Origin of the sequence: Methylobacterium organophilum (genome assembly GCF_022533465.1) — a bacterium.
Classification (GTDB): Bacteria; Pseudomonadota; Alphaproteobacteria; order Rhizobiales; family Beijerinckiaceae; genus Methylobacterium; species Methylobacterium organophilum.
This window is the reverse complement of the sequence record NZ_CP092848.1, coordinates 1112326-1138536: the sequence shown is the minus strand read 5'-3', so window position 1 is coordinate 1138536 and position 26211 is coordinate 1112326. Positions and strand designations below refer to the sequence as shown.

22 protein-coding genes and 1 riboswitch are annotated in these 26211 nt (G+C 68.3%); of the genes, 13 read left to right on the top strand and 9 right to left on the bottom strand.

Annotated elements, in window-relative coordinates; all coding sequences use genetic code 11:
* The first annotated feature begins 3 nt into the window (after positions 1-3).
* A complete protein-coding gene (locus tag MMB17_RS05200) occupies positions 4-1395 on the top strand; it encodes a M20/M25/M40 family metallo-hydrolase (RefSeq protein WP_241101317.1) in 1392 nt (463 codons plus the stop codon).
* Between the two features lie 6 nt (positions 1396-1401).
* Here the strand turns inward: MMB17_RS05200 and MMB17_RS05195 are convergent, their stop codons facing one another.
* The 4 genes from MMB17_RS05195 to MMB17_RS05180 form a co-directional block, all read right to left on the bottom strand.
* The gene (locus MMB17_RS05195) at positions 1402-1695 is read right to left on the bottom strand and encodes a hypothetical protein (protein WP_238313719.1); all 294 of its coding nucleotides are present in this window, start codon (positions 1693-1695) and stop codon (positions 1402-1404) included.
* Between the two features lie 53 nt (positions 1696-1748).
* A complete protein-coding gene (locus tag MMB17_RS05190) occupies positions 1749-3284 on the bottom strand; it encodes a PepSY domain-containing protein (protein ID WP_241101316.1) in 1536 nt (511 codons plus the stop codon).
* 2 nt (positions 3285-3286) lie between these two features.
* Positions 3287-5479 (bottom strand): TonB-dependent receptor, encoded by a 2193-nt coding sequence (locus MMB17_RS05185; RefSeq protein WP_420847333.1) that lies wholly within the window; start codon positions 5477-5479, stop codon positions 3287-3289.
* 293 nt (positions 5480-5772) lie between these two features.
* Positions 5773-5971, bottom strand: a riboswitch (cobalamin riboswitch).
* A gap of 333 nt (positions 5972-6304) precedes the next feature.
* Entirely contained in the window at positions 6305-7285 is a 981-nt protein-coding gene (locus MMB17_RS05180; protein ID WP_241101315.1) for a DUF3800 domain-containing protein, read from the bottom strand.
* Positions 7286-7996: 711 nt separating this feature from the next.
* On the opposite strand from MMB17_RS05180, the gene MMB17_RS05175 reads away from it, so the two are divergent.
* Together MMB17_RS05175 and MMB17_RS05170 are read left to right on the top strand one after the other, a co-directional pair.
* Positions 7997-8356, top strand: a complete 360-nt coding sequence (locus MMB17_RS05175) for an ATPase inhibitor subunit zeta (protein ID WP_238313725.1) — start codon at positions 7997-7999, stop codon at positions 8354-8356.
* Between the two features lie 239 nt (positions 8357-8595).
* Positions 8596-10161 (top strand): cation:proton antiporter, encoded by a 1566-nt coding sequence (locus MMB17_RS05170; RefSeq protein ID WP_241101314.1) that lies wholly within the window; start codon positions 8596-8598, stop codon positions 10159-10161.
* A 7-nt stretch (positions 10162-10168) separates the two neighbouring features.
* Here the strand turns inward: MMB17_RS05170 and gshB are convergent, their stop codons facing one another.
* Together gshB and MMB17_RS05160 are read right to left on the bottom strand one after the other, a co-directional pair.
* Complete coding sequence (gene gshB / locus MMB17_RS05165) at positions 10169-11116, bottom strand: glutathione synthase (RefSeq protein WP_238313728.1); 948 nt, start codon at positions 11114-11116, stop codon at positions 10169-10171.
* Between the two features lie 113 nt (positions 11117-11229).
* Entirely contained in the window at positions 11230-11565 is a 336-nt protein-coding gene (locus tag MMB17_RS05160; protein ID WP_373325072.1) for a hypothetical protein, read from the bottom strand.
* Between the two features lie 384 nt (positions 11566-11949).
* Between MMB17_RS05160 and MMB17_RS05155 the strand changes: the two genes are divergently transcribed.
* From MMB17_RS05155 to MMB17_RS05140, 4 genes are read left to right on the top strand one after another with little or no spacing between them, the layout of a single operon-like run.
* A complete protein-coding gene (locus MMB17_RS05155) occupies positions 11950-12156 on the top strand; it encodes a hypothetical protein (protein WP_241101313.1) in 207 nt (68 codons plus the stop codon).
* Positions 12153-12944 (top strand): hypothetical protein, encoded by a 792-nt coding sequence (locus tag MMB17_RS05150; RefSeq protein WP_241101312.1) that lies wholly within the window; start codon positions 12153-12155, stop codon positions 12942-12944. Before MMB17_RS05155 ends, MMB17_RS05150 begins: the two co-directional genes overlap by 4 nt.
* A gap of 33 nt (positions 12945-12977) precedes the next feature.
* Positions 12978-13670 carry a ribonuclease HI gene (rnhA, locus tag MMB17_RS05145; protein ID WP_241101311.1) on the top strand — a complete coding sequence of 231 codons (693 nt, stop codon included), beginning with the start codon at positions 12978-12980 and terminating at the stop codon, positions 13668-13670.
* Positions 13670-14233 (top strand): DNA-3-methyladenine glycosylase, encoded by a 564-nt coding sequence (locus MMB17_RS05140; RefSeq protein ID WP_241101310.1) that lies wholly within the window; start codon positions 13670-13672, stop codon positions 14231-14233. The genes rnhA and MMB17_RS05140 overlap by 1 nt, the downstream gene beginning before the upstream one ends.
* Positions 14234-14236: 3 nt before the next feature.
* Here MMB17_RS05140 and MMB17_RS05135 read toward each other — a convergent pair whose 3' ends face one another.
* From MMB17_RS05135 to MMB17_RS05125, 3 genes are read right to left on the bottom strand one after another with little or no spacing between them, the layout of a single operon-like run.
* Positions 14237-14848 (bottom strand): DUF1254 domain-containing protein, encoded by a 612-nt coding sequence (locus MMB17_RS05135; RefSeq protein ID WP_241101309.1) that lies wholly within the window; start codon positions 14846-14848, stop codon positions 14237-14239.
* Positions 14845-15534, bottom strand: a complete 690-nt coding sequence (locus tag MMB17_RS05130) for a DUF1214 domain-containing protein (protein ID WP_420847369.1) — start codon at positions 15532-15534, stop codon at positions 14845-14847. The genes MMB17_RS05135 and MMB17_RS05130 overlap by 4 nt, the downstream gene beginning before the upstream one ends.
* A 20-nt stretch (positions 15535-15554) precedes the next feature.
* Entirely contained in the window at positions 15555-17822 is a 2268-nt protein-coding gene (locus MMB17_RS05125; RefSeq protein ID WP_241101307.1) for a transglycosylase domain-containing protein, read from the bottom strand.
* Between the two features lie 353 nt (positions 17823-18175).
* Between MMB17_RS05125 and MMB17_RS05120 the strand changes: the two genes are divergently transcribed.
* From MMB17_RS05120 to MMB17_RS05095, 6 genes are all read left to right on the top strand, one after another.
* Positions 18176-18640, top strand: coding sequence for a YcgN family cysteine cluster protein (locus tag MMB17_RS05120; protein WP_238313744.1), 465 nt, complete (start codon positions 18176-18178; stop codon positions 18638-18640).
* 243 nt (positions 18641-18883) lie between these two features.
* On the top strand, positions 18884-19435 hold the full coding sequence (locus tag MMB17_RS05115; RefSeq protein WP_420847332.1) for a TadE family protein: 552 nt from the start codon (positions 18884-18886) through the stop codon (positions 19433-19435).
* Positions 19435-20256 carry a pilus assembly protein gene (locus MMB17_RS05110; protein ID WP_241101306.1) on the top strand — a complete coding sequence of 274 codons (822 nt, stop codon included), beginning with the start codon at positions 19435-19437 and terminating at the stop codon, positions 20254-20256. The genes MMB17_RS05115 and MMB17_RS05110 overlap by 1 nt, the downstream gene beginning before the upstream one ends.
* Entirely contained in the window at positions 20241-21689 is a 1449-nt protein-coding gene (locus tag MMB17_RS05105) for a pilus assembly protein TadG-related protein (protein ID WP_241101305.1), read from the top strand. Before MMB17_RS05110 ends, MMB17_RS05105 begins: the two co-directional genes overlap by 16 nt.
* Before the next feature lie 216 nt (positions 21690-21905).
* A complete protein-coding gene (gene zapE, locus MMB17_RS05100; RefSeq protein ID WP_241101304.1) occupies positions 21906-23132 on the top strand; it encodes a cell division protein ZapE in 1227 nt (408 codons plus the stop codon).
* A 102-nt stretch (positions 23133-23234) separates the two neighbouring features.
* The gene (locus MMB17_RS05095) at positions 23235-26210 is read left to right on the top strand and encodes a response regulator (RefSeq protein ID WP_241101303.1); all 2976 of its coding nucleotides are present in this window, start codon (positions 23235-23237) and stop codon (positions 26208-26210) included.
* Position 26211: the final 1 nt, after the last annotated feature.

Below are 26211 nucleotides of genomic sequence, written 5' to 3'. Positions count from 1 at the left end.
CCCATGCCCGACACGGCGCTCGACCCCGTCCTCAACGACATCGACCGCGACCTCGACAATGCCCTGGAGCGGCTGTTCGCCTGGCTGCGCATCCCCTCGATCTCGACCGACCCGGCCTATGCCGGCCCTTGCCGGGAGGCGGCCGCCTGGCTCGAGGGCACCCTGACCGCCCTCGGCTTCGCGACCACCGTGGAGGAGACCTCCCTGCATCCGGTGGTGCTGGCGCATCGCCCCAAGCCGGGGGCGCCGCACGTCCTGTTCTACGGCCATTACGACGTGCAGCCGGTCGACCCGCTCGCCCTGTGGGAGACGCCGCCCTTCGAGCCGCGCCTCGCCGGCGAGGGGGAGGCGCAGAAGATCGTCGCCCGCGGCGCCTCCGACGACAAGGGCCAGGTGATGACCTTCGTCGAGGCCTGCCGGGCGCATCTCGCCATGAACGGGGACCTGCCGGTCGGCGTCACCATCCTGGTCGAGGGCGCGGAGGAGAACGGCTCGCAGGGGCTGCCCGAATGGGTCGCCGCCAACCGCGACCGCCTCGAGGCCGACGTCGCCCTCGTCTGCGACACCGGGATGTGGGACCGGCAGACGCCGCAGATCACCACCTCGCTGCGGGGCCTCGCCTATTTCGAGGTGAAGGTGACCTGCGCCGACCGGGATCTGCATTCCGGCTTCTTCGGCGGGGCGGCGGCCAACCCGATCCACGTCCTGTCGAAGATCCTCGCCGCCCTGCACGATGCCGACGGCCGGGTGACGCTGCCGGGCTTCTACGAGGGCGTGCGCGAGCCGCCGCCGGAGCTGCTGGAGCAGTGGCGCTCCCTCGGCCTCACGGCGGAAAAGTTCCTCGGGCCGATCGGCCTGAAGGAGCCGGCGGGCGAGCGGGGGCGCCTGCCGATCGAGCTGATCCAGTCGCGTCCGGCCTGCGACGTGAACGGCATCATCGGCGGCTATACCGGCGAGGGCACCAAGACGGTGATCGCCAGCGAGGCCTCGGCCAAGGTCTCCTTCCGCCTCGTCGACGACCAGGATCCAGAGCGGCTGGCCCGGACCTTCGAGGCCTTCGTGCGCGAGCGGGTGCCCGCCGACTGCAGGGTGGAGGTGATCTGCTACAAGGGCTCCCGCGCGGTGGCGCTGCCCTACGACATGCCCCAGCTCGGCGCCGCCAGGCAGGCGCTCGCCGAGGAATGGGGCCGGGAGGCGGTGGCGGTCGGGGCCGGCGGCTCGATCCCGATCGTGGGCGACTTCAAGCGCCTCCTCGGCCTCGACACCCTGCTGATCGGCTTCGGCCTCGACGACGACCGCATCCACTCGCCCAACGAGAAGTACGCGCTGTCGAGCTTCCACAAGGGCACCCGCTCCTGGGCCCGCATCCTCCAGGCCCTCGGCGCGGCGGGCTGAGGCGGCTCAGGTCGTGCGTTCGTGGGCGAGGTCGAGCTCGTCCTCGGCGAGGCGGACGAGATAGGCGATCTGGTCCGGCCGGGGCTTCTCGCTTTCGAGGCGCCGGCGCAGGCTGGTCTCGAAGGCCGCGCGCTCGGCGAGGCGCTCCCGCGGCATCAGCCGCTTGAGCATCGGGCTCGCGATGGCCTCCCGAACGAAACCGCGATGGACGGCGAGGCGTCCCATCCGGGCCACGAGATCGTCGACGAGCGAGACCGCCTGGTAGCTGCGGGCGGTCTCGAAGCGATGGATCGGAGCCATCTGTCTCAACGGGCCGAGAGGGACGAGGGGTCGTGCCTGACCACTCGGCAGGATCATGCCGGTCCCGTCCTCAACGAATCGTTGCGACGATCCGTGAAATTCTCGGAATAGTTGGGTGCGAAGCGCGGCCGGCGGCGCAGGCGGCGCAGGCGGCGCCAGCCCAGCACCACCCCGGTCACGGCGATGACGCCGCCGAGCCCGTTGAGCGACCATTGCGCGATGTCCCAGGCCGGCCGGTGCCCGGTGAGCACGGCGAGGTCGAGCCGGTGCAGCCCGGCGAACAGCCAGCGATAGAGGCGGCTGCTGCGGTCGAGCCGGTTCAGGATCTCCCCGGAGACGGGGTCGACATGCAGCCAGGTCGCCGCCGCATCGGCGAAGCGCAGGCGCAGGACCGGCAGCGGGCGCGTGTCGTGGTGGGGGTACCAGTAGGAATCGTAGCGGGTGAGCCGCACGATCCCCGCGAGCGGCGCCGCCGGGAAGGCGCGGGCGGCCGCCGCGGCGATCGCGGCCTCGTCCGGGGCCGGGCCGCCCTCCGCCCCCTGCACGCGCCGGGCGGCGGCGGTCCGGGCCTCGGTCAGCCAGCGCCCGCCGAGGCGCAGGAAGCGGAGCTCGACCGCGCCCTCCGGCGCCGCCGCCCTCAGCCCGGCGGGATCGAGCCCGATCGGCCCGGCCGGCCCGGCATAGGCGGCCAGCAGGTCGCCGGGCGGCCCCGGCATGGTGAACCAGTGGTTCGGGTTCATCGAGAGCCAGCCGCTCACGATGAAGCTGAGCAGGCTCGCCCCGCCCGCGAGCCCGACGAGGTGGTGCCAGCGCCCGATCCCGCGATAGGGCGTCACCGACCCGTGCGGATAGGGCCGCCGGACCCGCAGCCGCCAGATCCCGAGGACGAGCCCGCTCAGGGCGCCGGCGATGCCGATACCGGAGACCCAGAGGATCGCCTGCCGCCAGAGCTCGGCCCGGGCGCGCAGGGGCGTCGGGTAGAACCAGTGCGGGATCGCGCCGAGCCAGTTCCAGACGCGCTCCTGCCGGTTGGTGTCGAGGGCGATCTCGCCGGTCCGCTCCGAGACGTAGCGATCCGTGCCGGCCGCATCGCCCAGCGCCACCTTGAGGAAGGGGCGCAGGGCGTCGTAGCGGGCATGCACCGTCCACTGGTCGCGCGCCACGGCCTCCACCGGGGCCTCCGGGCCGGCCCCGGCGATGAGCCGCGCCTCCTCGGCCGAGACCGGGCCGAGCCGCGCCCCGGTCCGGGCCGAGAGGGTGAGCCGGTCGCCCTGCGCCGTGACGAGGCGGTAGACCGGCACCGCGCCGCGCATGGCGAGCGCCAGGCTGCGCGGCGTCCCGCCCTCCGAGGCGGCGCGCGCCGCGTCGGGGCCGAGGGCGACGCTCTCCCAGGCGATCGGCGGCAGGCCCGCGAGCCGCTCCGCCTCGCTCAGGCTCGGGAAGGGCACGTAGAGCATCACCAGCCCGGACCCGATCCAGGCGGCGAAGAACAGCCCGGTCAGGATGCCGATCCAGCGATGGCCGAGCAGCAGCCAGCGCTTGGCCGCCTTGCCGATCCGCTTCGTGCCCTGTCGTCCGCCGCCCCGCATCCTCACCACGTCACGCTGTAGGCGACCTCGAAGGAGCGCGGGCGCCCGAGCAGCCAGTTGGTGCCGACCCCGTCCACCGCGTTGCCGGCGATGGCGTAGACCTCGTCGAGGAGGTTGTAGGCCCGCAGGGAGAGCACGGAATTCGGGGTCACCTGATGGTCGAGCCCGGCATTGAGCAGGGCATAGGCCGGCCGCGGCGCGGTGTTGCCGAAATCGCTGAAGGTGCGCCCGACATACTGCACCCCGAGCCGCGCCTCCCAGCCCGGGGCGAAGGCCCAGTTGAGCCAGAGATTGCCGACCCGCTCCGGCACGTCCAGGGGCTGCTTGCCGGCATAGCTGACCAGCACGTTGTTCACCACCTGGGTGAAGTCGTCGTACTGGGCGTGGAGCAGGGCGAGGTTGGCGTCGATGCGCCAGCCCTCGGGCAGGCGGAGGGAGACCGCCGCCTCGACGCCCTGGGAGGATTGCCGGCCGACCTGCACCTGCTGGGTCGAGGTGCCCGGCAGCGCCGAGATCAGCTTGTCCTTGACGATGCGGTAGCCGGCGAGCGTCCATTCGAGGGTGCCGCCGAAGCTCAGGCCCTTCACGCCGATCTCGACCTGCTGCCCGGTGGAGAGGTCGAAATTCGCGTCGCTCTGGCTGAGGGAGATCAGGCTGTTCACCGGGTCGGTCGCGGTGGCGTATTGCGCGTAGAGGGCGAGGTCCGGCGCCGGGTTGTAGACGCCGCCGAAACGGTAGCTGAGCGCGCTGAAGTCGCGCGCGAACCGAGCCCCCGTCTGGAGGTTGGTGCGCTCCAGATACGGCGCGTCGTAGCGCAGGCCGGAGAGCAGCGCGAACTGGTCGGTCACGATCAGCCGGTTCTCGGCGAAGACCGAGGCCTGGAAGGTCCGCGTCGCATAGGCCGGGCGCGCCCGCCCGTCCTGCGGGAACAGGCCGGGATCGTAGCCCGAGACCGGCACGCTGTCGGACGCGTCGAAATAGAAGTTGTTGGTGTGGCGGAAGCGGATCGTGTTGACGTCGAAGCCCGCCAGGAACTCGTTGCGCATCCCGAACAGCTCGCCCTTGAAAGCGGTGTCGAAGCGGTTCCCGATCTGCTCCTGGGAGTGGTAGATCTCCAGGTAGTCGCGGCGGTCGATCCGCCCGGTGGCGCGGTTGAAGCTGTATTGCTCCACGTCGAGCCAGTGGCGCCGGCTCTGCAGCCGGTAGGCGGTGTTGCGGAGCGTGATGTCCGCGCTCGGCGTCCATTCCGCCTTCAGCTGCGTCCAGTTGTCGAGCCAGGTGACCTTGGCGTCGCGGACATTGTAGTTGTTGAAGCGGATCCGGTCCGGCACGCGCCCGTCGATGAGCGGGCTGCCCCAGTAGCGCATCGGCTCCTGGTAGCCGAGGTCGTGGGAGAGGGTGACGGCGAGGTCCGGGGTCGCCTGCAGGGTCAGGGCGCCCGAGACCGCGAGGTTGCGGAAATCGCCGTCCGGATTCATCCAGCCGTCCGCGCGGTTGCCGCTCACGTTGAGGCGGTAGGCGACCTGCTCGCCGAGGGGGCCGCCGGTGTCGAGGGCGAGCCGCGCCGTCCCGTCCGAGCCGAGGGCAGCCCGCGCCGCGCCGACCGGCGTGAAGACCGGCTGCTTGCTGACCACGTTGACCACGCCGCCGATCGCCCCGTCGCCGTAGAGCACGGAGGCCGGGCCGCGCAGCACCTCGATGCGCTCGACGTTCCAGGTGTCGAAGGGGAAGGTGACGGTGCCGGCGCCGACGAAGAGCCGGGTGCCGTCATAGAGCTGCTGGATCGAGTTCGGCCCGGCGAAGCCCCGGCTCGTGAAGGCGCCGTTGCCGTTGCCCGGCGCGGCGATGGTGGTGATGCCGGTGGCGTTCTGCGTCACCGCCTCCGTCACCGTGTTCTGGCCGCGGATGCGGGCGGTCTCGCCGGCGATCACGTCGAGGCTCGCCGGCGTCTCCAGGGGCGTCAGGCCGAGGCGGGAGCCGCCGCGATCCGGCGTGCGCAGGTTGAGGCCGGCCGGGGCGGCCCGGGTCAGGCTCACCCCGTCGCCGGTCACGGTGAGCTGGTCGAGGGTGACGCTGGCCGCCTCCTGCGCGGCGGCCGGCCCGCAGGGCAGGGCCGGCCAGAGCAGGAGGGCGAGGGCGGGCAGGCCGCGCGCGGAACGGAGCCGCCCGGAGGGGCGGGGAGAAGGCATCGTCATGGGAGCGTGGGTGTCCGGGCACGGGCGGCGGTGCCCCGGCCGCGGTCCTACAGCGAATGTAATAATGTTACAATCGCCATCCGCGAGGCCGCCGTGTCCCCTCCTGGGGCGCGGGCACGGGCGGGCTCTCTCCCGGGGCGGGAGCGGAAACCTTGCGGGATCGGACATCGGCGGAGGTGGCGCGCGCGTCTTCGAGTGGCACGTCACCGCGAACGAGGCTTCGGCCTCCGCCTCCTCCGGGGAGGGGCGGCGCCTTCAGCACCCGTCAGGACACCCCGCCCGACGCGTTTCGCGTGTGACCACGGCTGACGGCAGGTCTCCTGGCTCGCGGGTCGCTGCCCTCTCACCGTCTTCCCGGGCGGATCGCCCAGTGACATGGTGGCGGAAGGCTCGCCGCTCACAGTTGCGGGGGCAGCCGCGGCTTCAGGCCCGACAGGCCCTCACCGCGTTCCCTTTTGATCCCCGAGGGGAACCGTCGGCACCAAGCTTGGCCGTTGCTCACGGTTTCGTCAATGCGGGGCTTTCTCCATTGGACCTTAAGTGTGGCAGGCAGCGCATGCACCGCTATCTCGCCAGGTTCGGCTTCCACTACAGCAATCGGCTGGAACTTGACGTTAACAATTCGAATCGCGCTGAGCGGCCTTGGGGGCTAGCAAGCGACCAACCTATCAACAGTCATCTCGTTAGGCGCGAAATCCGAGGTGGAACGAAGCCACCGAATGTGCATTATGGGGATAATTCGAGCGGTATGGGTTTCAGCCCTTGCGCAAGAAGGGAGATCGTGTTGCGCGATCGGGCGGGGGCTATAGGCCCCCGTTTCCCGTTCTAGGGTAGCCATTTGAGGCCAAATCCCTCAACTCGGAGCGTTCTAGGGCAGCGTCGATATTTTTTCTTGAGCAGAATATCGACTATTTTAGTCCCAAAGTCTGCCGGTTGCTCCATCTGGTCTTTTATAAATCGCATGTATCTGGCGCTTGGGTGTGCGAGAAGATCGGCAATCTGTAGTCCTGCCACATTCGCGGTCTTTGCCCGCATGTGAATATCTCGCGATGTTAAGTGCATTTGTACTATTCTTGCTGGAATATGTTCTGTACCATTGCTATAAACTCTAGCAAAAGATGCCTTTAGCTTTTTGTCTACGCTTTTATTTCTGGCTTCAACAACCACATCTCCTTGGATATTTCTAGATTTTAGATACATTACGTATCTTTCGACCAAGCACCTCATGCAGTAGTGATATGGATCGAAATGCCAAACTCCATATTGCTCTAAATGTTTCTTCTTGTCGATCTGAACAGTGATCACAAGATATGGAATTCTGTGCAGTTCCTCTAAAATATAATTATTAAATTCGTCGAGTTTGCCAGGGTCTCGGAGGGTGGCGAATGGCCCTTCGCGTCGCATAATTTCGCGCCTGTGGAGAACCACGGGGATATCGGGGGTATGTCCGAAGAGCTTCTCCTTGAACGCATCAAGTCGGGGTTGGATTACGTCGTTATGGGTTTTCAAAGGCGTTAGAACGCCAGTCAAACTTAAGTACCTAATATTTGGATCATTTTCAGCGCCTTTAAGGTCGCCATTCCCAACTTCATCAACAAATAGGCGATATAGCATGGGTAAGAGTACAAAATATGCTATCGAGCCAGGCCGATCATTTGAGGATGTTAATCCATCTTCTGACGAGCAAAGCGAGCGGCTTTTGCGTGATGCTATTCGGCTGGAACGCGGTGAAAGGCGCCGACAAGCAAGCAGCAAGTTAGCGCAGAAGGCAACAGGTAGGGGTAAATAAGTTTCAAGCGCCCACACGCGCGCAGCGGTTCGGCGGCAACTGCATGGCGTTGGGCCATAATGACGATATCCCAGCTTGAGTATCTTAGGGTATGCCGAGACTATGGGGCCTGCTCTTTAAGCCGAAACATCCTAATCATTTCGGCGTCAATAGGTTAAAAAATAAGAGGTAGAATTGTCTATCCAGAAAATCCGCACGGGAAACTGGCGCCGATGGATATAAGGCGAAATTAAAATTATTGATATCGACCGACAAAGCAATTTTAATTAAATAATTACTATGTAGTATTGAGCAGATATTTTATGGGATGATTTCGAAATCGAGAAACTAAATCTAGCCATATCGACGGATTATAGAGGTAATCACTAGGGCCCTATGTGTTTGCAGTTCAGGCTCCATCGATTCGAGTCTGCGTGATGTTTAGTCGTGATTTTGCGCGGGAAATAGATGTGCTTCTTTGCTGTGATTAATATGTTTCCGGCCAAATTGTTTGGAGGCTTAGTCTTATAGGTGAATGCGCGAAAAGTGTGTCATCAAACTTATGGGCCGAGCCGAGGTAGTGACCATGAAGGCATCATAACGTAGCCTCTGACTAACGCCAACGCCTACGCATCTTCCGAAAAATTTGAAATTCAACCTCCGCCGAATTCCCTTGGTAATCCGCGCATTCGGCGGCATTCTCAATGCTTCGACCCCTCGCATCCCCCGGATCGCCCAGGAGGGAAACGATGCTCAGATCGTTCGAAGAGAGAGAACGTGCCGAAGAACTGAAATTTGCTTTGGAGGAGGAGCGGCGTTTCCTGAATCGCCGTCTCGGAATCCAGGCGCTCGCGAACTTTGCTGTCCGAAAACTTGGCTGTGACGGGCAGACGAGCCGGGCCTATGCCGACGTGCTGATCGACGCCATGGTCCATGGCGCCAGCGACGAGACCCTGCTCGCGCGGGTGCAGGCCGACCTCTCGGCGAATGTCGCCGATTTCGGCCTGGACGAACTCCGCGGCGTGATGCGCAGCGGCCTGGACCCCGCCCTGCAATCCCGCCGGGTGGTCACGCCCCGCTCCAGCGTCCCGCGCTTCGAGACCCTGTAGCGGGCGACCCGCCGGGCCGAGCGCGCGACGCGGGTCGACGAGGCTGCCGAGCGGGCGAAGGGGCGCGGCCGGCCCGGCCGCCTGCTGCGCCGGCCTGCGCGGGGCGCCGGAACGCCCTCCGGGCTGGGCAGGCAAGGCGCGGGCGCTCGCTTCGCGCCGCGACCGATCGGCCGGGCGGGGATACCGCCGGCTCCGCGGGGGGTTCCGCTTGCCTGACCGCGTCGCGTTGCTCCGGGCCCATGCTTCTGTTCGACTGGATCGTCGGCATCCTCACCGGGGCGGTGGTGCTCGCCGCCCTGGCCCGGCGGATCGGCGCGCCCTTTCCCGCCTTCCTGGCGCTGGGCGGGGTCGGCATCGCCTTCCTGCCCGGGGTGCCGAACCTGACCCTGGATCCCGGCCTGGCGCTCGCCCTCTTCCTGGCGCCGGTCCTGCTCGATGCGGGCTACGACACCTCCCTGCGGGATCTCCTGCGCTGCTGGCGGCCCGTCGCCGGCCTCGCCCTGGGCGCGGTCGCGGCGACCACCCTCGCCGTCGCGGTGGTGGCCAAGGTGCTGGTGCCGGACATGCCGCTCGCCGCCGCGATCGTGCTCGGGGCCATCGTCGCCCCGCCGGACGCGGTCGCCGCCCTCTCGGTGCTCGCCCCCGGCACGGCCCAGGCCATGCCGCTGCCCCACCGCCTCATCACCATCCTGCGCGGCGAGAGCCTGCTCAACGACGCGAGCGCGCTGCTGATCTACCGGCTCGGCGTCGCCGCGGCGGTGACCGGGCATGTCGAGCCCTCCGAAGTGGCCCCGACCTTCCTCGTCGGCGTGCTCGGCAGCCTCGTGGTCGGGCCGCTGCTCGCTTTGGTCTCCCTCCGGCTGATCCGCTGGTTCGACGACGCGGCGAGCACCATCGTCCTGCAATTCGTGGCCGCCTTCGGCATCTGGATCGCCGCGGAGAAGCTGCAGCTCTCCGGCGTGCTCACCGTGGTCAGCTACGCGATCACGGTCTCGCGCTTCTCCCCGGGCCAGACCGCGCCGCGCGCCCGCATCCTGTCCTACGCCGTCTGGGACACGGCGATCTTCGTGCTCAACGTCCTCGCCTTCGTGCTCATCGGCAACCAGATCGGGCCGATCCTCGAACGCCTGCGCGACGACCACGCGGTCTCGCACAATCTCTTCGCCGGGCTGGTGGTGCTCACGGTGATTCTGGTGCGCATCGCCTGGGTGCTTCCGGCGAGCGGGCTGCGCGGCATCGGCTTCGAGGCGGCCGCCGAAGCGGCTCCGAAGCCGAAGGGCCTCGGCCTCGGAGCCGGCTTCGCGGTGTCGTGGGCGGGGATGCGCGGCCTGGTGACGGTCGCGGCGGCGCTCGCTTTGCCGGAGGGCTTCCCCCACCGCGATCTCCTGGTCTTCACCGCCTTCTGCACGGTGCTCGGCACCCTGGTGCTGCAGGGCCTCACCCTGCGCCCCCTCATCGCCCGCCTGCGCCTCGAAGACACGGATCCCGTCGGCCACGAGGTCGGCTGGGGCCGCGCCCAGGCCTACCAGGCCGCCCTCGACCGGCTGAAGCAGGACGAGTCGCAGGCGGCCGAGGCCCTGCGCCGGGAATTCGCCCTCGCCCTGAAACAGGCGGCGGCGCACGAGGCCGGCCATGCGCCGGAGGCCCTGCCGGCGGACGAGGCCCGCCGAAAAGCCGTCTCCGCCGCCCGCGACCGCATCCTCGCCCTGCGCCGGGAGGGCCGGATCGGCGACGACGCCTATTACGTGCTGGAGGAGGAGTTCGACTGGGCGGAGCTCGACGTCACGCCCCGGGCGGAGCGCTGAGCCGGCCTCAGCTGCGGCCGAGCCGCCCCTCGATCGCGTCCCAGACCGACACCGCGAGATCCGGGCCGCCGAGCCGCTTGATCGCCCGGATGCCGGTCGGCGAGGTGACGTTGATCTCGGTGAGATGCCCGTCGATCACGTCGATGCCGACGAGGATCAGGCCCCGGCGCCGCAGCTCCGGCCCGATCGTCGCGCAGATCTCGCGCTCCCGGTCGGTCAGGTCGGAGGCGGCGGCGGCCCCGCCCCGCACCATGTTGGAGCGGATGTCGTTCTTGGCCGGCACGCGGTTGATCGCCCCCATCGGCTCGCCGTCGACGAGGATGATGCGCTTGTCGCCCTCGGTGATCCGTTCCAGGAAGCGCTGGACCACCCAGGCCTCGCGGAAGGTGGCGGCGAAGAGGTCGAACATCGAGCCGAAATTCGGGTCCTCCTCCGAGACCCGGAACACCGCCGCCCCGCCATGCCCGTGCAGGGGCTTCATCGCCACCGTGCCGTGCTCGCGGCGGAAGGCCTCGATCTCCGCCTTGTCGCGGGAGATCAGCGTCGGCGGCATCAGCTCGGGGAAGTCGAGGACGAAGAGCTTTTCCGGCGCGTTGCGCACCTCGGCCGGGTTGTTCACCACCAGCGTGCCGGGGTGGATCTTCTCCAGCATGTGCGTGGCCGTGACATAGGCCATGTCGAAGGGCGGATCCTGGCGCATCAGCACCACGTCCGCCTCCGACAGGTCGATGCGCTCGATCCCGCCGAGGGTGGCATGCGCGCCCTCCACGTCCTGCACGGTCACCGGCTCGACCCGGGCCGTGACGCGCCGGCCCTGCATCGAGAGCCGGTCCGGCGTGTAGTAGAGAAGTCGGTGCCCCCGCGCCTGAGCTTCCAGCATGAGCGCGAAGGTGGTGTCGCCGGCGATGCGGATCGCCTGGATCGGATCCATCTGGACCGCGACGGTGAGCGGCATGGTCGTCCTTTGAAGTCCTGTGGCCCCCTCTCGGCCACGAACCGGCGGGACCGGCGTCCCGGTGGTTCAGTGCCTCTCACGAAACGCCCGCGATGGGGAGTCCGAAGACGCGCTCAGTCGTCGTCCGGCTTGGTCATCCCGCTCCTGTTGCCGGTGCGGCGATCGTAGTCGCTGATCGCGGAGCGGCATTCCGGCGAGAGCCGGTTGCGGTTGCGCTGCATGCAGCGGTCCGCATCGTTGCTGTTCGGGTCGACGCCTGCGCAGAGGCGGAAATAGTCGTTGGCGCAGCCGAGCTGAAGACCCTGATCCTCGCGCTGCGCCTGGGCCGGGCCGGCGAGCACCAGGACCGCCATCGGCGTCCCGATCAGCGCGGCGGCCTTGAAGCCTCGGGCCAGGCGCAGCGCCGTGGTTCCCGCCACGCTCCCGAATCGTGAGGTGTCCAGACCCATCCTGGGATGTCCTTCGCTGGGTTGAGAGGGCAGGCACCGCATATCGGGCGCTCCGCCGAGTTAGCAAGCCAAACACAGGTGAGCCCCGAAAGCTCCCGGGCGGAGGGTCGCGCGGCGGCAACACCTTCCCGTCGTCGCACCGCGTCCGATGGGTTGCGCCAAACGAAAAAAACCCGCTCGCGCGAAGCGAGCGGGGTCGCAGTTCAAGGGAGGAAACGCCCGCCGTGGGCGAAAAACCACGATGCAAGGACCGGGCCGCGCCGCGACGGCCGCGGAAACCATCCGTTAACCATGCCGTGCTGAGGTACCCTTCAGTTTCCTCCGGTGCCGGAGCGGCGCAGGACGACCAGACCGTCAGACCCGAACGCGACGGGACGTAAGGCCATGACTCCTTCGATCAAACCCCGCCGCAAGGCGCCGGTCCCCGCGAGGCCCACGACCAACGTCGTGCCCTTCCCCGCCGCCGCGATCCGCCGGTTCCGGCGGGACGAGGCCGAAGGCCCGCGCGGCGCGATCCTGCTCTTCACCGGCGTGCGCTACGAGCGCCTCGCCGACGACGACGCGGCCCAGCGCCTCCGCAAGTGGTCGTGAGCCCCTTCGAGCGCGCATCCCGCCTGATCCTGCTCGCGCCCCTCTGCCTGGTGGCCTGCGCGCAGCAGGGCGATTTCGGCCGCCCGGCCAAGAGCGCCTGGAACGACCTCGTCGAGACCACGGGCACCCTGGCCGCCCGCGAGCGCGAGGAGCCGGCCTCCGCCTTTCCTCTGACCGACGACGAGCGTGTCCTGCGCGACCGGGCCTGGCGCTTCCTCATGCCCGCCCAGGGGCACGCCGCTTTCGAGGACGTGCTCGCCAACCTGACCCGCACGCGGGTGCTGCCGCCGAACTGGCGCGAACCGAACGTCGCCGCCTATCATGACGGCCTCCTCTCCGAAGCCTTCCGTTCCCCCGTCTCCCGCTACCGGCGGCTCTCCGAGGATGCGGGGGCCGACGGCCGGCTGATCCCCGTCTTCGTGGCCACCGCCGCCCGGGTGATCGAGGCGGATGCCTTCCGCCTGCGCAGCCTGCCCTTCGCCAGGACTCTGGACGATTTCGACGTGCGTAACGCCGCCATGCGGGTCGCCGAGAATCGCTGCCTGATCGCCTGGGTGCGCCTGGAGCTCGGGCAGCGCGTGGCGCAGTACCGCTACGCCCTGGAGCATCTCGCCGTGGAGATGCCCGGCCGGGACGCGGCGGTGACCGAGCAGGCGATCGGCTTCCTTGAGTCGCGCCGGGCGCTGCTCGCCCCCCTGCTGCCGCCCGAGGCGGCGGCGCGCTGCGGCCTCGAAATCCTCGATCCGCCCCAGGCAGCCCTGGCCCCGCCGGTCGTCGCCAAGTATTGAGCCGACCCTCAGACAGCGGAACCGGACTCCTCCATGCGAACCATCGTCTACGCCGACGGCGGCTGTGACCCCAATCCGGGTCCCGGCGGCTGGGGCGTCGTCATCCAGCATCCGACCGGCACGGTCGAGCTGCATGGCGGCGAGCGCGCGACCACCAACAACCGCATGGAGCTGACGGCGGCGATCAGCGCGCTGGAGCACTTCCCCGAAGGCGCGGCCATCGAGATGCGCTGCGACAGCCAATACGTGGTGAAGTCGGTCACCGAATGGATGAAGGGCTGGAAGCGCAAGGGTTGGCGCACCGCCACCGGCCCGGTGAAGAATCGCGATCTGATGGAGCGCCTCGACGCCCTCGCCTCGGCCCGGGACGTGCGCTGGACCTGGGTGCGCGGCCATGCCGGCGAGGTGGGCAACGAGCGGGCCGACCGGCTGGCCGCCCAGGGACGCCGCGAGGCCCTGGAGCGCCCGACCGGGGCGCCCTCGGATGCACCTGCTCCGGTTCAGGCGCCTGCGCCTGTCGCCGCCGAGTCTGCCCCCGCGGCGCCCCCGCGCACCACCGAGGTGCGGATCGGACTCGGCCTCGGGCTGGAGGTGTCCCGCGCCGCCAAGCGCGCCGGCCTCTCGCCCCAGGCCTTCGTGGAGGAGGCGGTGCAGCTCGCCCTCGATCTCGGGCCGGAGGGCCGGGCGCGGGCCCGGGCCTCCCTCCTTCCCGCCCGCGAGACCTGATGGAGGCGGGCTTCTTCGCGCGGCCCGTCGCTGCCGTGGCGTCGGAGCTGATCGGCTGCGGTTTCTTCGTCGACGGCGTCGGCGGCCTGATCGTCGAGACCGAGGCCTATGACCGGACGGACCCCGCCTCGCACAGCTTCGGCGGCCCGACGCCGCGCAATGCCAGCATGTTCGGGCCCCCCGGCCACGCCTATGTCTACCGTTCCTACGGCCTGCACTGGTGCCTGAATCTCGTCTGCGAGCCGGGCAGCGCCGTGCTCCTGCGGGCGATCGAGCCGACCGCCGGCCTGCCCACGATGCGCGCCCGCCGCGGACTCGACGCGCCCCGGCTGCTCTGCGCCGGCCCCGGCCGCCTCTGCCAGGCGCTCGGCGTCGACCGCGCCCAGGACGGCCTTCCCCTCGACCGGGCGCCCTTTACCCTGCGGCCTCGGGCGGAGGACGTGCCCGTGGCGGCAGGCCCCCGCATCGGCATCAGCCGCGGCGTCGAGACGCCCTGGCGCTTCCTGCTCGCCGGCTCGCGCTTCGTCAGCCGCCCGCTGCCCCGCGGGACGGCCCCGGCCTGAGACTTACCGGCCCGGCGCCGCTTCGGCGTCGGTCGGTTCGTCGGGGCTGTCGATGGAGCAGGAGACCGCCTGCACCGCCTCGTTGGCCATGGCACGCTGGCTCGGCAGCCCGGCCATCACCCGCACCACCACGAAGCCTTCGCGGTCGCTGGCGACGATGCGCACGTCGCGGCTCGGTTCGCTCTCGTCGTCGCTGGCCAGCGCCTCGTCGTATTGCGCCCGGGTCATCACCACGAGGTCGAGGGCGCCCTTCACCGCCGCCTGGTCGGTGACCGCGTAGAAGGCGCCGCGGCGGCCATGCACGGCGAGGGACAGGGTCAGCGCCCCGGTCTTGGCCGAGACCCGCATCGGTCCGTCGTCGAGGTCGTAGGCGCAGACGCCGACCGCCACCGCAGGGTCGGGGATCGGGAGCCAGGATTCGGCCGGGCCCGGATTCTCGCCGGTGGCGAGGGTGTGCACGGCCAGGGGATGGTCCAGGCTCTCGCTCGCCCGGGCATGGGAGAAGGCGTCGCCCTCGGCGAAGCGCGGGATCGAGAGCACCGTCGCGATGTGGACCATGCCCGCCAGCACAAGGCCGCAGGCGGTGGCGAGCAGGAAGCGGTTGCGCGGGCTCATGAGGCGCAGCCCATGCGGGTGATGGCGGGCAGGCTGTCGCGGTCGAGGCTGCCGACGCTCGCCGCGACCGGGGTGTCGTAGAGGCGCAGGGCCAGCCGCACCGGCCCCCGCGGCCGCGGCATCGGCAGCCAGTTGCCGGGCTGCACGTCGGGGGCGATCACGATGCCGAAGCTGCCGTCGCGCGCCCGCAGGATCTCCGTGGAGGTGAAGCCTTCGCGCAGAGCCGTCGCCCCCGGCTCCGGGGTGCCGCGCCCGGCGATGGTCAGGGTCCAGGCCCGGGCCGGCGGGGTGGCGCCGCCGACCGTGTAGGTGCAGGCGGCGTCGAGGGTGCGGCCCTCGTCGTCCACGGCGGCCGTCACCAGCATGCCTTCGCCGACGGCGAGGGCGATCTCGCCGCGGCGGGCATTCACCGCGCGGGCATAGGGGTCGGCATCCATCGCGCCGGTGCGCGGCCAGGCCACCCAGGGGCCGATCCGCACGCCGCCGAACGGGTAGCCGCCTCGGGTCGCGTAATCGGCGCTCAGCAGGCCGAGGGCGGCGCCGAGCGCCAGGGCGTAGAGTGTCAGCGCCACCACGGAGGCCCTGCGCAGCCAGCCCCCGAGGACATGGCGCAGCCGGCCGAGGCGTGCCGTCGCGCGCGGCCGGGCCGGGCCCGTGCGGGCGAGGTCGGGAGTCTCCGTCAGCATGATCTGCCCAACCGGATCGCTCAAGGCGTCCCGAAGCCGGCGGAGCGGGTGCGCTCGGCCACGTCCACGAGGCCGGAGCCGCCCTTCCGGTCCGGCCGGAGCGCGCCGGAGCGGGCGGGATCGGCCTTCTGCGCGGCCGGCTTGCTCTCGACCGCCCGGAACAGACCATTGAGGCTGGTCAGCACCTCGAAGGAGCGCCGCGACAGCCGGCCCGCCGCGCTCGCGGCCGGGTTCACCGGCGCCTCGGCGCCCGTCAGCGCCTGGGCGACCTGATTGCTGCCCTTGCGCTCGTTGAGGCCGGGGATCGGCTTCAGCTCGATGCCCTGGTGGGCGGGGGCCATCACCTCGTGCCACGTCATCGCCGGCAGGGAGCCCCCGGTCATCTTGTTGGTCGGGCTGTGGTCGTCGTTGCCGAACCAGACGGCGCCCACGTAATTGCCCGTGTAGCCCACGAACCAGGCGTCGCGGTAGCCGTTGGTGGTGCCGGTCTTGCCCGCCACCTTGGTGGTCTCGAGCTGCGCCTTGCGGGCGGTGCCCTCCTCGACGACCTTGTTGAGCATGTAGTTCATGTCGGCCGTCACCTGGGTCGAGAGCACCTGCTCGGCCGGTTCGTCGGCGTGGCGGTAGATCACCTCGCCGCTGGAATTGCGCACCTCCACGGTCGCGTAGGGCTTGGCCCGCTTGCCGCCATTGGCGAAGACCGCGAAGCCCGAGGCCTGGTCCATCACCGTCACCTCCGTCGAGCCGATCGGCAGGGAGGGCGTGTCGGTGATCGGCGTGGTCACGCCCATGGCCTTGGCGGTCTGGATGATCTTGGCCCGGCCCGCCTTGGCGGCGTTCCACTCGTGGGTGATGCCCATGCCCTTGCCCAGCGCGATCGAGATCTTGATCGGGATCGTGTTGATCGACTTCGCCACGGCGAGCCACATCGGCTGCCGGCCGGAATAGGAGCGGCCGTAATTCTGCGGGCACCAATTGCCGACGCAGACCGGCGAATCCACCACCGGGGTGTCCGGCTTGAACTGGCCGGAGGCGAGCGCCGCCGCGTAGACATAGGGCTTGAAGGAGGAGCCCGGCTGGCGCAGGGCGTCGGTGGCGCGGTTGAACTGGCTCTCGCCGTAATCGGCGCCCCCGACCATGGCGCGCACGGCCCCGTCCGGATCCATCACCACCATGGCGGATTCGTCGACGTCGTACTGGTCGCCGTAGCGGCGCAGCATACCCTCGATCGCCTGGTCGGCGCTGCGCTGGATCGAGAGGTCGAGGGGGGTCTTCACCGTGAGCACGCGGTCGTTGCGCAGCTTGCCCGCGTCGGCCAGCGCCTTCACCTGCCCGAAGGCCCAGTCGAGATAGTAGTCGGCGGTGATGTCCTTGGCCCGGGTCACGGGCGTCGCCGGGTTGCGCAGGGCGGTCTGGATCTGGCCCTCGGTGACGAAGCCCGCCTCGACCATGTTGTGCAGCACGTCGACCGCCCGGGCGCGGGCGGCGGGCAGGTTCACGTTGGGCGAGTACTTGGTCGGCGCCTTGAACAGGCCGGCGAGCATCGCGGCTTCGGCGAGGGTGATGTTCTGCAGGGGCTTGCCGAAATAATAGTCGGCCGCCGCCACCGCGCCGAAGGTGCCGCCGCCCATATAGGCGCGGTCGAGATAGAGCTTCAGGATCTGGTTCTTGGTCAGGTGGCTCTCGAGCCAGAAGGCCAGGAACGCCTCGTTGATCTTGCGCTCGAGGGAGCGCTCGTTGGTGAGGAACAGGTTCTTGGCGAGCTGCTGCGTGATGGTCGAGCCGCCCTGCACGTTGCCCTTGCCGCGGGAATTCGAGACCAGCGCCCGGGCCGTGCCGATCGGGTCGATGCCCCAGTGATCGTAGAAGCGCCGGTCCTCGGTCGAAAGGAGCGCCTTGATCATCAGCTCGGGGAAGTCGTCGAGCTTGAGCGAGTCGTCGTGCTTGATGCCCCGCCGCCCGACCTCGGTGCCGTAGCGATCGAGGAAGGTCACGGCGAGGTCCTGGGCCTTCAGCCAGTTGTCGCTGGTGAGCTGGAAGGCGGATTGGGCCAGGATCAGCACGCCGAGCGCCCCCACCGCGCCCAGGGTCGTCGCCTCGCTCGTCAGGTCGAGGGCGACGCGCTTCCAGCCGCGCACGGAGAAGACGTTCATCCGTTCCTGAAAGCGCTCGTAGGCCTCCGAGGTCGAGCGGCCGCTGTCGTAGAGGCTCGCATTGACGAAGGCGTCGAAAGCCAGCGCCGCGCGGCTGATCCGGGTTCTGAGCGAGGCGAGGCTGGGCAGGCGCACGGTCTGAGTGTCTCGTCCTTCGGGCGACCCGGCCGATCCGCGCCCTGCCGTCCCTCGCGGGAGCGGGCGCCGATCCGCGCTGAATGCCCTGCCTACCAAGTCTCACGCCGCCGCGCGAGATTCACGGTTGCGTAACCAACGCGCGGGCGCGCCGGTGGGAGCGGCCGGGCGACCGGAATGTTTCCTTAACCTTGACGCCGGAATAGGGCGGCCGGATGGCCGGAGGCCGTTGCGAGCCCGTTTGAACCTCTCGGAGGCGCTTCCCGGCGCGGCTCCGCTTGCCTCTGCGGCCGCCTTCCGGCAGGAGAGGCGACGATCCGACACATGATGCGTGAAAGAGAGGGGTGCGCCCGATGCGGGACCGCCCGGCCGAGCCGTTCTGGCGTGTGAAGAGCCTCGAGGAGATGTCGCCGACCGAGTGGGAGAGCCTGTGCGACGGCTGCGGTCGCTGCTGCCTCCTGAAGCTTGAGGACGACGATACCGGCGAGATCCACCACACCGATATCGGCTGCACGCTGCTCGACACCCATGCCTGCCGCTGCCGCGACTACCGCAACCGGTCCAAGCGCGTGCCCGATTGTGTTCGGCTGACGCCGGAGGCCGTGCGCAGCATCCCTTGGCTGCCGCCGACCTGCGCCTACCGCCTCGTGCGCGACGGGCACGACCTGCCGAACTGGCACCCGCTGCTGACGGGCCGCAAGGCGAGCGTGCACGAGGCCGGCATCTCGGTGCGCGGGCGTGTGGCCGGCAATGAGGAAGAGTTCTCGGAGGACGAGCTCGTCGAGCGCATCGTAGCCTGGCCGGGCGAAAAGCCCTGAGCCTGCCTCACGGGACGCCCGATCGCGGGGGGCGTCTCGCCGGCCACGTCACCCGACGCTTGGGCGCGGCTTTTGCCAGTTCCCGCTATCCGCGCATTAAATTGGTGCCTGCGTCGCCCGCCGGCCTCATGAATATCACTAGTTGTAAACAACTTGGATTGCTGCCTTGATATCAATACAGGGCGACGTGCTTTAGGCAGATAGATTCACTTTTGTTTAAATGCCGCATGATATTGTTATATTATGCGGCGGGCGTCGAAATATAGTGAGGGTGCCGAGGGCTCAACCACGGTCGAGTTCGCTCTCGTGGGGGCGATGTTCATTCTTGCGATCATGCTCATCATGAGCACGGCTCTGGTTCTGTACGTCAACCAGGCGCTCAACAATGCGACCGCCCATGCCGCCCGGCAGATCTTGACCGGTAGCTTCCAGTCTCAATCGACGACGCCGACGCCGGAGGGCTTCAAGCAGATCCTCTGCGAAAATCTTCTAGCTCCGATCAAATGCAACGACGTGATCGTCAACCTCTACGTCGTGCCCAAGGCATCCAAGCCGAGCGGATACTATGCCTATGTCAAGCCGGATCTGAGTGGTCTGGCACTGGCCGATTTGTCTGTGGGATCAGGGCCGTTCAATATCGGAAAACGCGGCGATTATCAGTACTTGCAGGTCATCTATCCCGTTGCCTTCCTGCCTCGCATCATTTCATCCTGGCTGAGCGGCGGTGTGACCTACAACGGCAAGCCTGCGTATCTGGCCATATCGGCGGCGGCCTTTCGCGTCGAACAATACTGATGCCAGCCTCGCTCTCCCGAAAGCCGACCCTCGCTGCGTCCGAGGGGAGCCGCGGCCTCTGTCTTGCGGATCGTATCCGGGCCGTCAGCGCGCGCTTTCGCCGTCACGGACGCTGTTTCCGCTTCGCCGATAGCGGGATCGCCGCAACCGAGTTCGTTCTGCTTCTGCCGACGTTGCTGTTCATCCTGTTCTGTGGTGCGCAGTTGATCACGTATATCGATGCCACTCGCAAGGTCGATCTGGTGGCGTACTCGGTCAGCCAGATGGTTTCGCAATTGCCTCCGCCGATCAATGGCTCAATTGCAAAAGTAAATTCGACAGATCTTCGATTCAGCTACGATTCGACGCTGGTTCTATTCCCATACGTCATGGCGGATGCCCGGCTTAGGGGTGTAAAATGGCAGGATAACATTTCAATTAATTTCGCGAGCATTGAGTTCAGGCCGAAAGACGCCTCCTGCAAGAGCAAAATCCAAGGCGCCGCCGATGCGAGCGCCTGCTACGAGGCCAAGGTGGTCTGGACGAGCAGCGGCAGCCCCCAGCCGTCCGACGGACCCAATTTCCGGCCTTGCAGCACCTCGCAGCGGGCGATGGACGACAAGGCGCCGCCGAACCGCGCCGCCCTTCCGCGCTCCGCCTTCGGCCCTCTGTCGCTGGTGGTGATCGACGTCGTGTTCACCTTCAGGCCGACCTTCGGGGCGCGGTTCCTGCCGGCCATCCGGATCGCCCGCTCGGCCTATGTCCAGCCTCGCTACGCCGCGCTCGTCAGCTACGACACGACCAACAGTGATGGGATCGCTGTGACATGCCCCGGTTACTGATCCGTGCGCGCCGGCTCAACGCCTGGGCCAAGGCCCTGGCCGGTGAGACCACGGGCAGTCTCACCGTCTTGGCCGCCCTCGCCATGATCCCCATTCTCGGCTTCATCGGCCTGGGCATCGAGTACGGCATGGCGGTGACGAACAAGACGCGGCTCGACAATGCGGCGGATGCCGCGGCGCTTTCCGCTGTCGTGACGGCAAAGGCCTATGTCGCCGCAAACGCGAACCAACCCGGTGTCATCGACGCCGCTCTGATCGCTGGCCAGAACCAAGCCATCAAGGTGTTCAACATCAACGCCGGCGAGGTGCCGCTCACGGCGGTGTCCCTCGTGCCGCCTCAACTGCAGCGCAACGGCCAAACTTTGACGGTTACGCTCACCTATACTGCGACCGTCCAGAATACGTTCGGCAAGCTGTTTATGCATCCGACGACGCCACTCGGAAATACGATCGTCGCGAAGGCAGATCTGGCGAGCTACCTCGATTTCTATTTGATGGTCGATGTGTCGGGATCGATGGGACTTCCGTCGACCGAGCTTGGCATGCAGGCTTTGGCCCGCGACAACCACGACATGTGGTTCGATTACCAACAGGGGTGTCAGTTCGCCTGCCATTTCGTCAACACGAACGGCTGGAACCTGGCAGCCGGCAAGATTCAGCTGCGCTCGGATGCCGTGAACAATGCCGTCTGTGCGCTTCTCAAGCGGGCCTCGGTCCAGGTCGTCCCCAACCAATATCGGATCGGGATCTACCCGTTCATCAATGACTTGGTGACACTCGTGCCATTGAACGACACTTCGGCCTCACTCAATGCCCTGAAGGCGGCTGCCGATTGTACCAGTTCGTGGCCCCTGGCCTTCACCAAACTCCTGGATACCGGCACGACGCAGTTCTACACCAACGGCGATCCCGGCACCGGCACCGGAAGTGGCGGAACGCATTTCGAAAACGCGCTGCCGCGGATGCGGCAGACCATCAAAACTATCGGCGACGGCACGAGTTCGAAGAACTCCAAACCCTTCGTGTTTCTCATTACCGACGGCATGCAGAATTACCAGACCTATTCGACTGTCAAGAACGGTAGATACGCCTACGCCGGAAATCCCTCTGAGTTCAAATGGTATGGGCCGTCTTCCTTCGATGGCTCGAAGCCTGCAGCGATCGATCCAAGATATTGCGATGATCTAAAGAGATCTGGCATCATAATATCGATATTATATATACCATATATTACGATAAATTATAAACCAAATCACGGGTATATTTCGGAAGAAAACGGGAAGGTCAATAAAATTAGCCCGACCCTTTCTAACCCGCTTCGCGCCTGTGCCTCACCGGATTACTTCTATACAGCCAATACGCCGGAAGATATCACGGCCTCTTTGAACGCGATGTTCGAGCACGCCTTGAAGGGCGTCCGTCTCTCGAAGTGAGCCTCTCCGGCTGTCGCGGTCCGCGGAAGCGAAGCCTCGGAGCCGCGTAGCCTCGGCAGCGGGAAGAACCAGATCGATGCCGATGTCGGTAGCGCGAGCCTTCGCCGGCTTGATCGGGAGGGCCAGGGACGGCAAGCAGATCCCCGGGAAACGCTTCCGCGGCTTCCCGGGCCCGCTCGACGGACGGGCGCCCGCCTCACCCGAACGATCGGCCGGATGCCCTCCAACACGCACGTCCCCTCCGACCACGCCCGTGCCGGCGCCGTCTCTCCCGGTCCGGTGCGCGAGCGATACGATGCCCTCGTCGCTGCGGGCAGCATCGAGCGCGATCCGGCGCAGATCCGCCTGATCCAGACCCTCGACCGGCTGGTGCAGGATCTGGAACGCCGCCGTCGGGCGAAGAAGGGCAGTGCCCTGGGCTGGCTGTTCGGGCGCAAGGACGACGACGCAGGGCCGCCGAAGGGGCTGTACATCTGGGGCTCGGTCGGCCGCGGCAAGACCATGCTGATGGACCTGTTCTGCGAGGTCGCCCCCGGGCGGAAGCGGCGCGTTCATTTCCACGGCTTCCTGGCGGATGCGCATGAGCGCATCCACGCTCACCGGCAGGCGCTCAAGCGCGGCGAGGTGAAGGGCGACGACCCGATCCCGCCCGTCGCCGAGGCCATGGCGGCGGAGGCGAGCCTGCTCTGCTTCGACGAATTCACGGTGACCGACATCGCCGACGCGATGATCCTCGGCCGCCTGTTCGGGGCCCTGTTCAAGCACGGGGTCACCGTGGTTGCGACCTCCAACGTCGAGCCCGACCGGCTTTACGAGGGCGGCCTCAACCGGGCGCTGTTCCTGCCCTTCGTCGAGGAGCTGAAGAGCCGCGTCGAGATCGTGCGGCTCGATTCGCGCACGGATTTCCGGCTGGAGAAGCTCGGCGGCGCCTCCGTCTACCACGTGCCGGCGGATGCGGCGGCCGAGGCGGCCCTCGACAAGGCCTTCAAGGCGCTCACTGGCCGGACCAGGGGCAATCCCACCACCCTCAAGGTGAAGGGCCGCGAGGTCGCGGTGCCGGAGGAGGCGGCCGGCGTTGCCCGCTTCGGCTTCACCGATCTCTGCGCCAAGCCGCTCGGCGCCTCGGACTACATGGCGATCGCCGGGGCCTTCCACACGGTGATCCTCGCCGGCATCCCGGTGATGGGGGAGGCCAACCGCAACGAGGCCAAGCGCTTCATCACCCTCGTCGACACGCTCTACGACGCGCATGTGAAGCTCGTGGCCTCGGCGCAGGCCGAGGCGCAGGAACTCTACACGGCCAAGGAGGGCCGGGAAGCCTTCGAGTTTGACCGCACGATCTCGCGCCTGATCGAGATGCGCTCGACCGAGTACCTCGCCATGCCCCACGGCGCCGGGGATTCGAGCGCGTCCGGGTCGAGCGCCGGTCTCGTCGAGACCTGAGCACGGTGCCGGCGCCTGTCCACGACAGCCGGCGCGGATATATTCCCCGCCATCTGGCGGCTTAGAAGGCTCGAGCGTCGGATTGCGCTGGAGGTCCCGTCGATGCCCGCCCCGATCGCAGCCCTGCGCCGCCGCTTCCGGCGGCAGTCGCGGGTTCCGGCGGCCTTCGTCAACTCGCCGCTCGCCTTCGGCCTGATGATCCTCGCCCTGCTCGCGGCGGGCTGGAACTACCTCGTCGGAGAATCGAGCCGCGAGCGGGTGCGGCAGGCCAACGAGGTGCTGATCGAGGTCGAGCGCCTGTTCTCCGCGATCAAGGATCTGGAGACGGGGGAGCGCGGCTTCGTGATCGTGGGCGGCGAGAACTATCTCGGCCCCTACGAAGGCGCGCGGGAAGCGATCGCGAAGAGTCGGGCGGTGTTGCGGGAGATTACCCATGGCGCGCCGAGCTCGCCTCTGACCGGGGGACGTACGCTCAATACCTTGGTCGACGAGAAGCTCGCCTTCGCCGCGAAGGCGGTGGCCCTGCGCCGCGAAGCCGGCTTCGAAGCCGCCACGGAGTTCGTGCGCACCGGCGAGGGCAAGCGCATCATGGACGCGATCCGCGCCGAGGTCGGCCTGATCCGCGCGCACCTCGCCGCCCGGATCGGCGAGATCGAGCGCAAGGACCGCCTGCGCGGCCTCGTCCTGGCGCTGCTGACCGGGGCCGCCGCCTGGAGCGCCGTGATCCTGCTCGCCGGGCTGCTGTTGCTGCGCCGCAAGGAGGGGATGCGGATGTCGGCGCTCCTCGACGGCGTCCTGGAGAACGCCCCCGTGGGCCTCGGCTTCCTCGACCGCGCCCTCAAGCTGCAGCACATGAACCGGACGCTCGAGATCATGAGCGGACGCGGCCTCGGGGCGAGCCTCGACCGGCCGGTCTGGGCGGCCGTGCCGGCGCTGGAGGAGACGCTCTCCCCGCCCCTCAATGCGGCCCTGACCCACGGCCTCGTCACCTCCGACGTCGACGTGCCCGTGCCGACGCCGAGCGCCCCGGGCGGGGTGCGCCGCTTCGTGATGAGCTTCTATCCCCTCCAGGTGAAGGCCGAGGATGGCGGCGCGGAGATCGAGGGCGTCGGCCTCGTCGTCTCGGACGAGACCCTGCGGCGCCAGGCCGAGGCCGAGACCCGGCGCAGCGAGGAGCGCTTCCGCTCCCTCGTGGAGGCGACCGCCTCCATCGTCTGGTCGGCCCATCCCGACGGCAGCCTCGCCCCCCGCCAGGCCGACTGGACCCGCTTCACCGGCCAGGACGAGGCCGCCTATGCCGGGGCGGGCTGGCTCGAGGCCGTGCATCCCGACGACCGGGAGCAGACCCGGGCCGCCTGGGCGCAGGCCATGGCCGACTCGGGCTTCTACGAGAACGCGCACCGCCTGCGCCGGCACGACGGCGTCTACCGCCACATGCTCGCCCGCGCGGTGCCCATCCTCGGCGAGGACGGCGCGATCCGCGAATGGGTCGGCACCCATGCCGACGTGAGCGAGCAGAAGGAGGCGGCCCTCGCCATCGCCGCGGCCAAGGAGGCGGCGGAGGAGGCGAACGCGGCCAAAAGCCAGTTCATCGCCAATATGAGCCACGAGCTGCGCACGCCCCTCTCGGCGGTGATCGGCTATGCCGAGATGCTGCAGGAGGAGCTGGAGGATCTCGGCGAGCCGCAGCTCACCGCCGACATGCGCAAGATCGAGTCGAACGCCCGCCACCTCCTCGGCCTGATCAACGACGTGCTCGACCTGTCCAAGATCGAGGCGGAGCGCATGGAGGTCTTCCCCGAGGCCTTCGCCGTGGACGAGGCCCTGCGCGAGGTCGCGGCCTCGGTCGAGGGGCTGATCGCCAAGAAGGGCAACGCCTTCGAGCTTGCCATCGCCCGCGATGTCGGCATGGCCTACACCGACCAGACCAAGCTGCGGCAATGCCTCGTCAATCTGCTCGGCAACGCCGCGAAGTTCACGGAAGGCGGAAAGGTGCGGCTGGAGGCGGAGCGCCGGCGCGAGGGCGGCACCACCTGGCTGGTCCTGCGCGTGGCCGATACCGGCATCGGCATGAGCGAGAGCCAGGTGGAGCGCCTGTTCGAGCGCTTCACCCAGGCCGACGCCTCCACCACCCGCCGCTTCGGCGGCACCGGTCTCGGCCTCTCCCTCACCCGCGCCTTCGCCCAGATGCTCGGCGGCGAGGTCGGCGTCGCGAGCAAGGAGGGGGAGGGCACCACCTTCACCCTGCGCGTGCCCGCCCGCTATGCCGGGCCGGGCGACATCCCCGCGCAGGCCCCCGCGGAGCCGGGCAGCGCCCCCGAATACGGTGAGCCCTCGGCGCCGCATGTGCTCGTGATCGACGACGACGCCTCGACTCGCGACCTGCTCGCCCGCTTCCTGGCCCGGGACGGCTACGCCGTCTCGACGGCCGGGGACGGCCGGGCCGGGCTGGAGCGCGCCCGGGCGCTCAGGCCCCGGGTCATCCTGCTCGACGTGACCATGCCCCTCATGGACGGCTGGTCCGTGCTGCGGGCCCTGCGGGCCGATCCGGCCCTTGCCGAGATCCCGGTCATCATGGTGACCGTGCTCGACGAGCAGCACCTCGCCTTCTCCCTGGGCGCCACCGACTACCTGCACAAGCCGATCGAGTGGTCCGCCCTCAAGGAGACCATGGACCGCTTCCGCCCCAATGGCGGGGGCGGCCCCGTCCTCGTCGTCGACGACGATGCGGAGGCCCGCGAGCGCATGGAGAAGGTGCTCCTCCGGGAAGGATTCGCCGTGCGCTGCGCCGAGCACGGCAAGGCCGGCCTGGAGGCGGTCGAGGCGGAGCGGCCCTGCCTGATCCTGCTCGACCTGATGATGCCCGAGCTCGACGGCTTCGGCTTCCTGCGCGGCTTGCGCGCCCGTCCCGAATGGCGCGACATCCCGGTCGTGATCCTGACCGCCAAGGATGTCAGCGCCGACGATCGCCGCCGCCTCGCCGGCCAGGCCGACCGCGTGATCCGGAAGGGCGCCCTGAGCCTGTCGGATCTCGCCCAGGAAGTGCGGGACCTCGTCCCCGCCGCCCCCGCCGCATGAG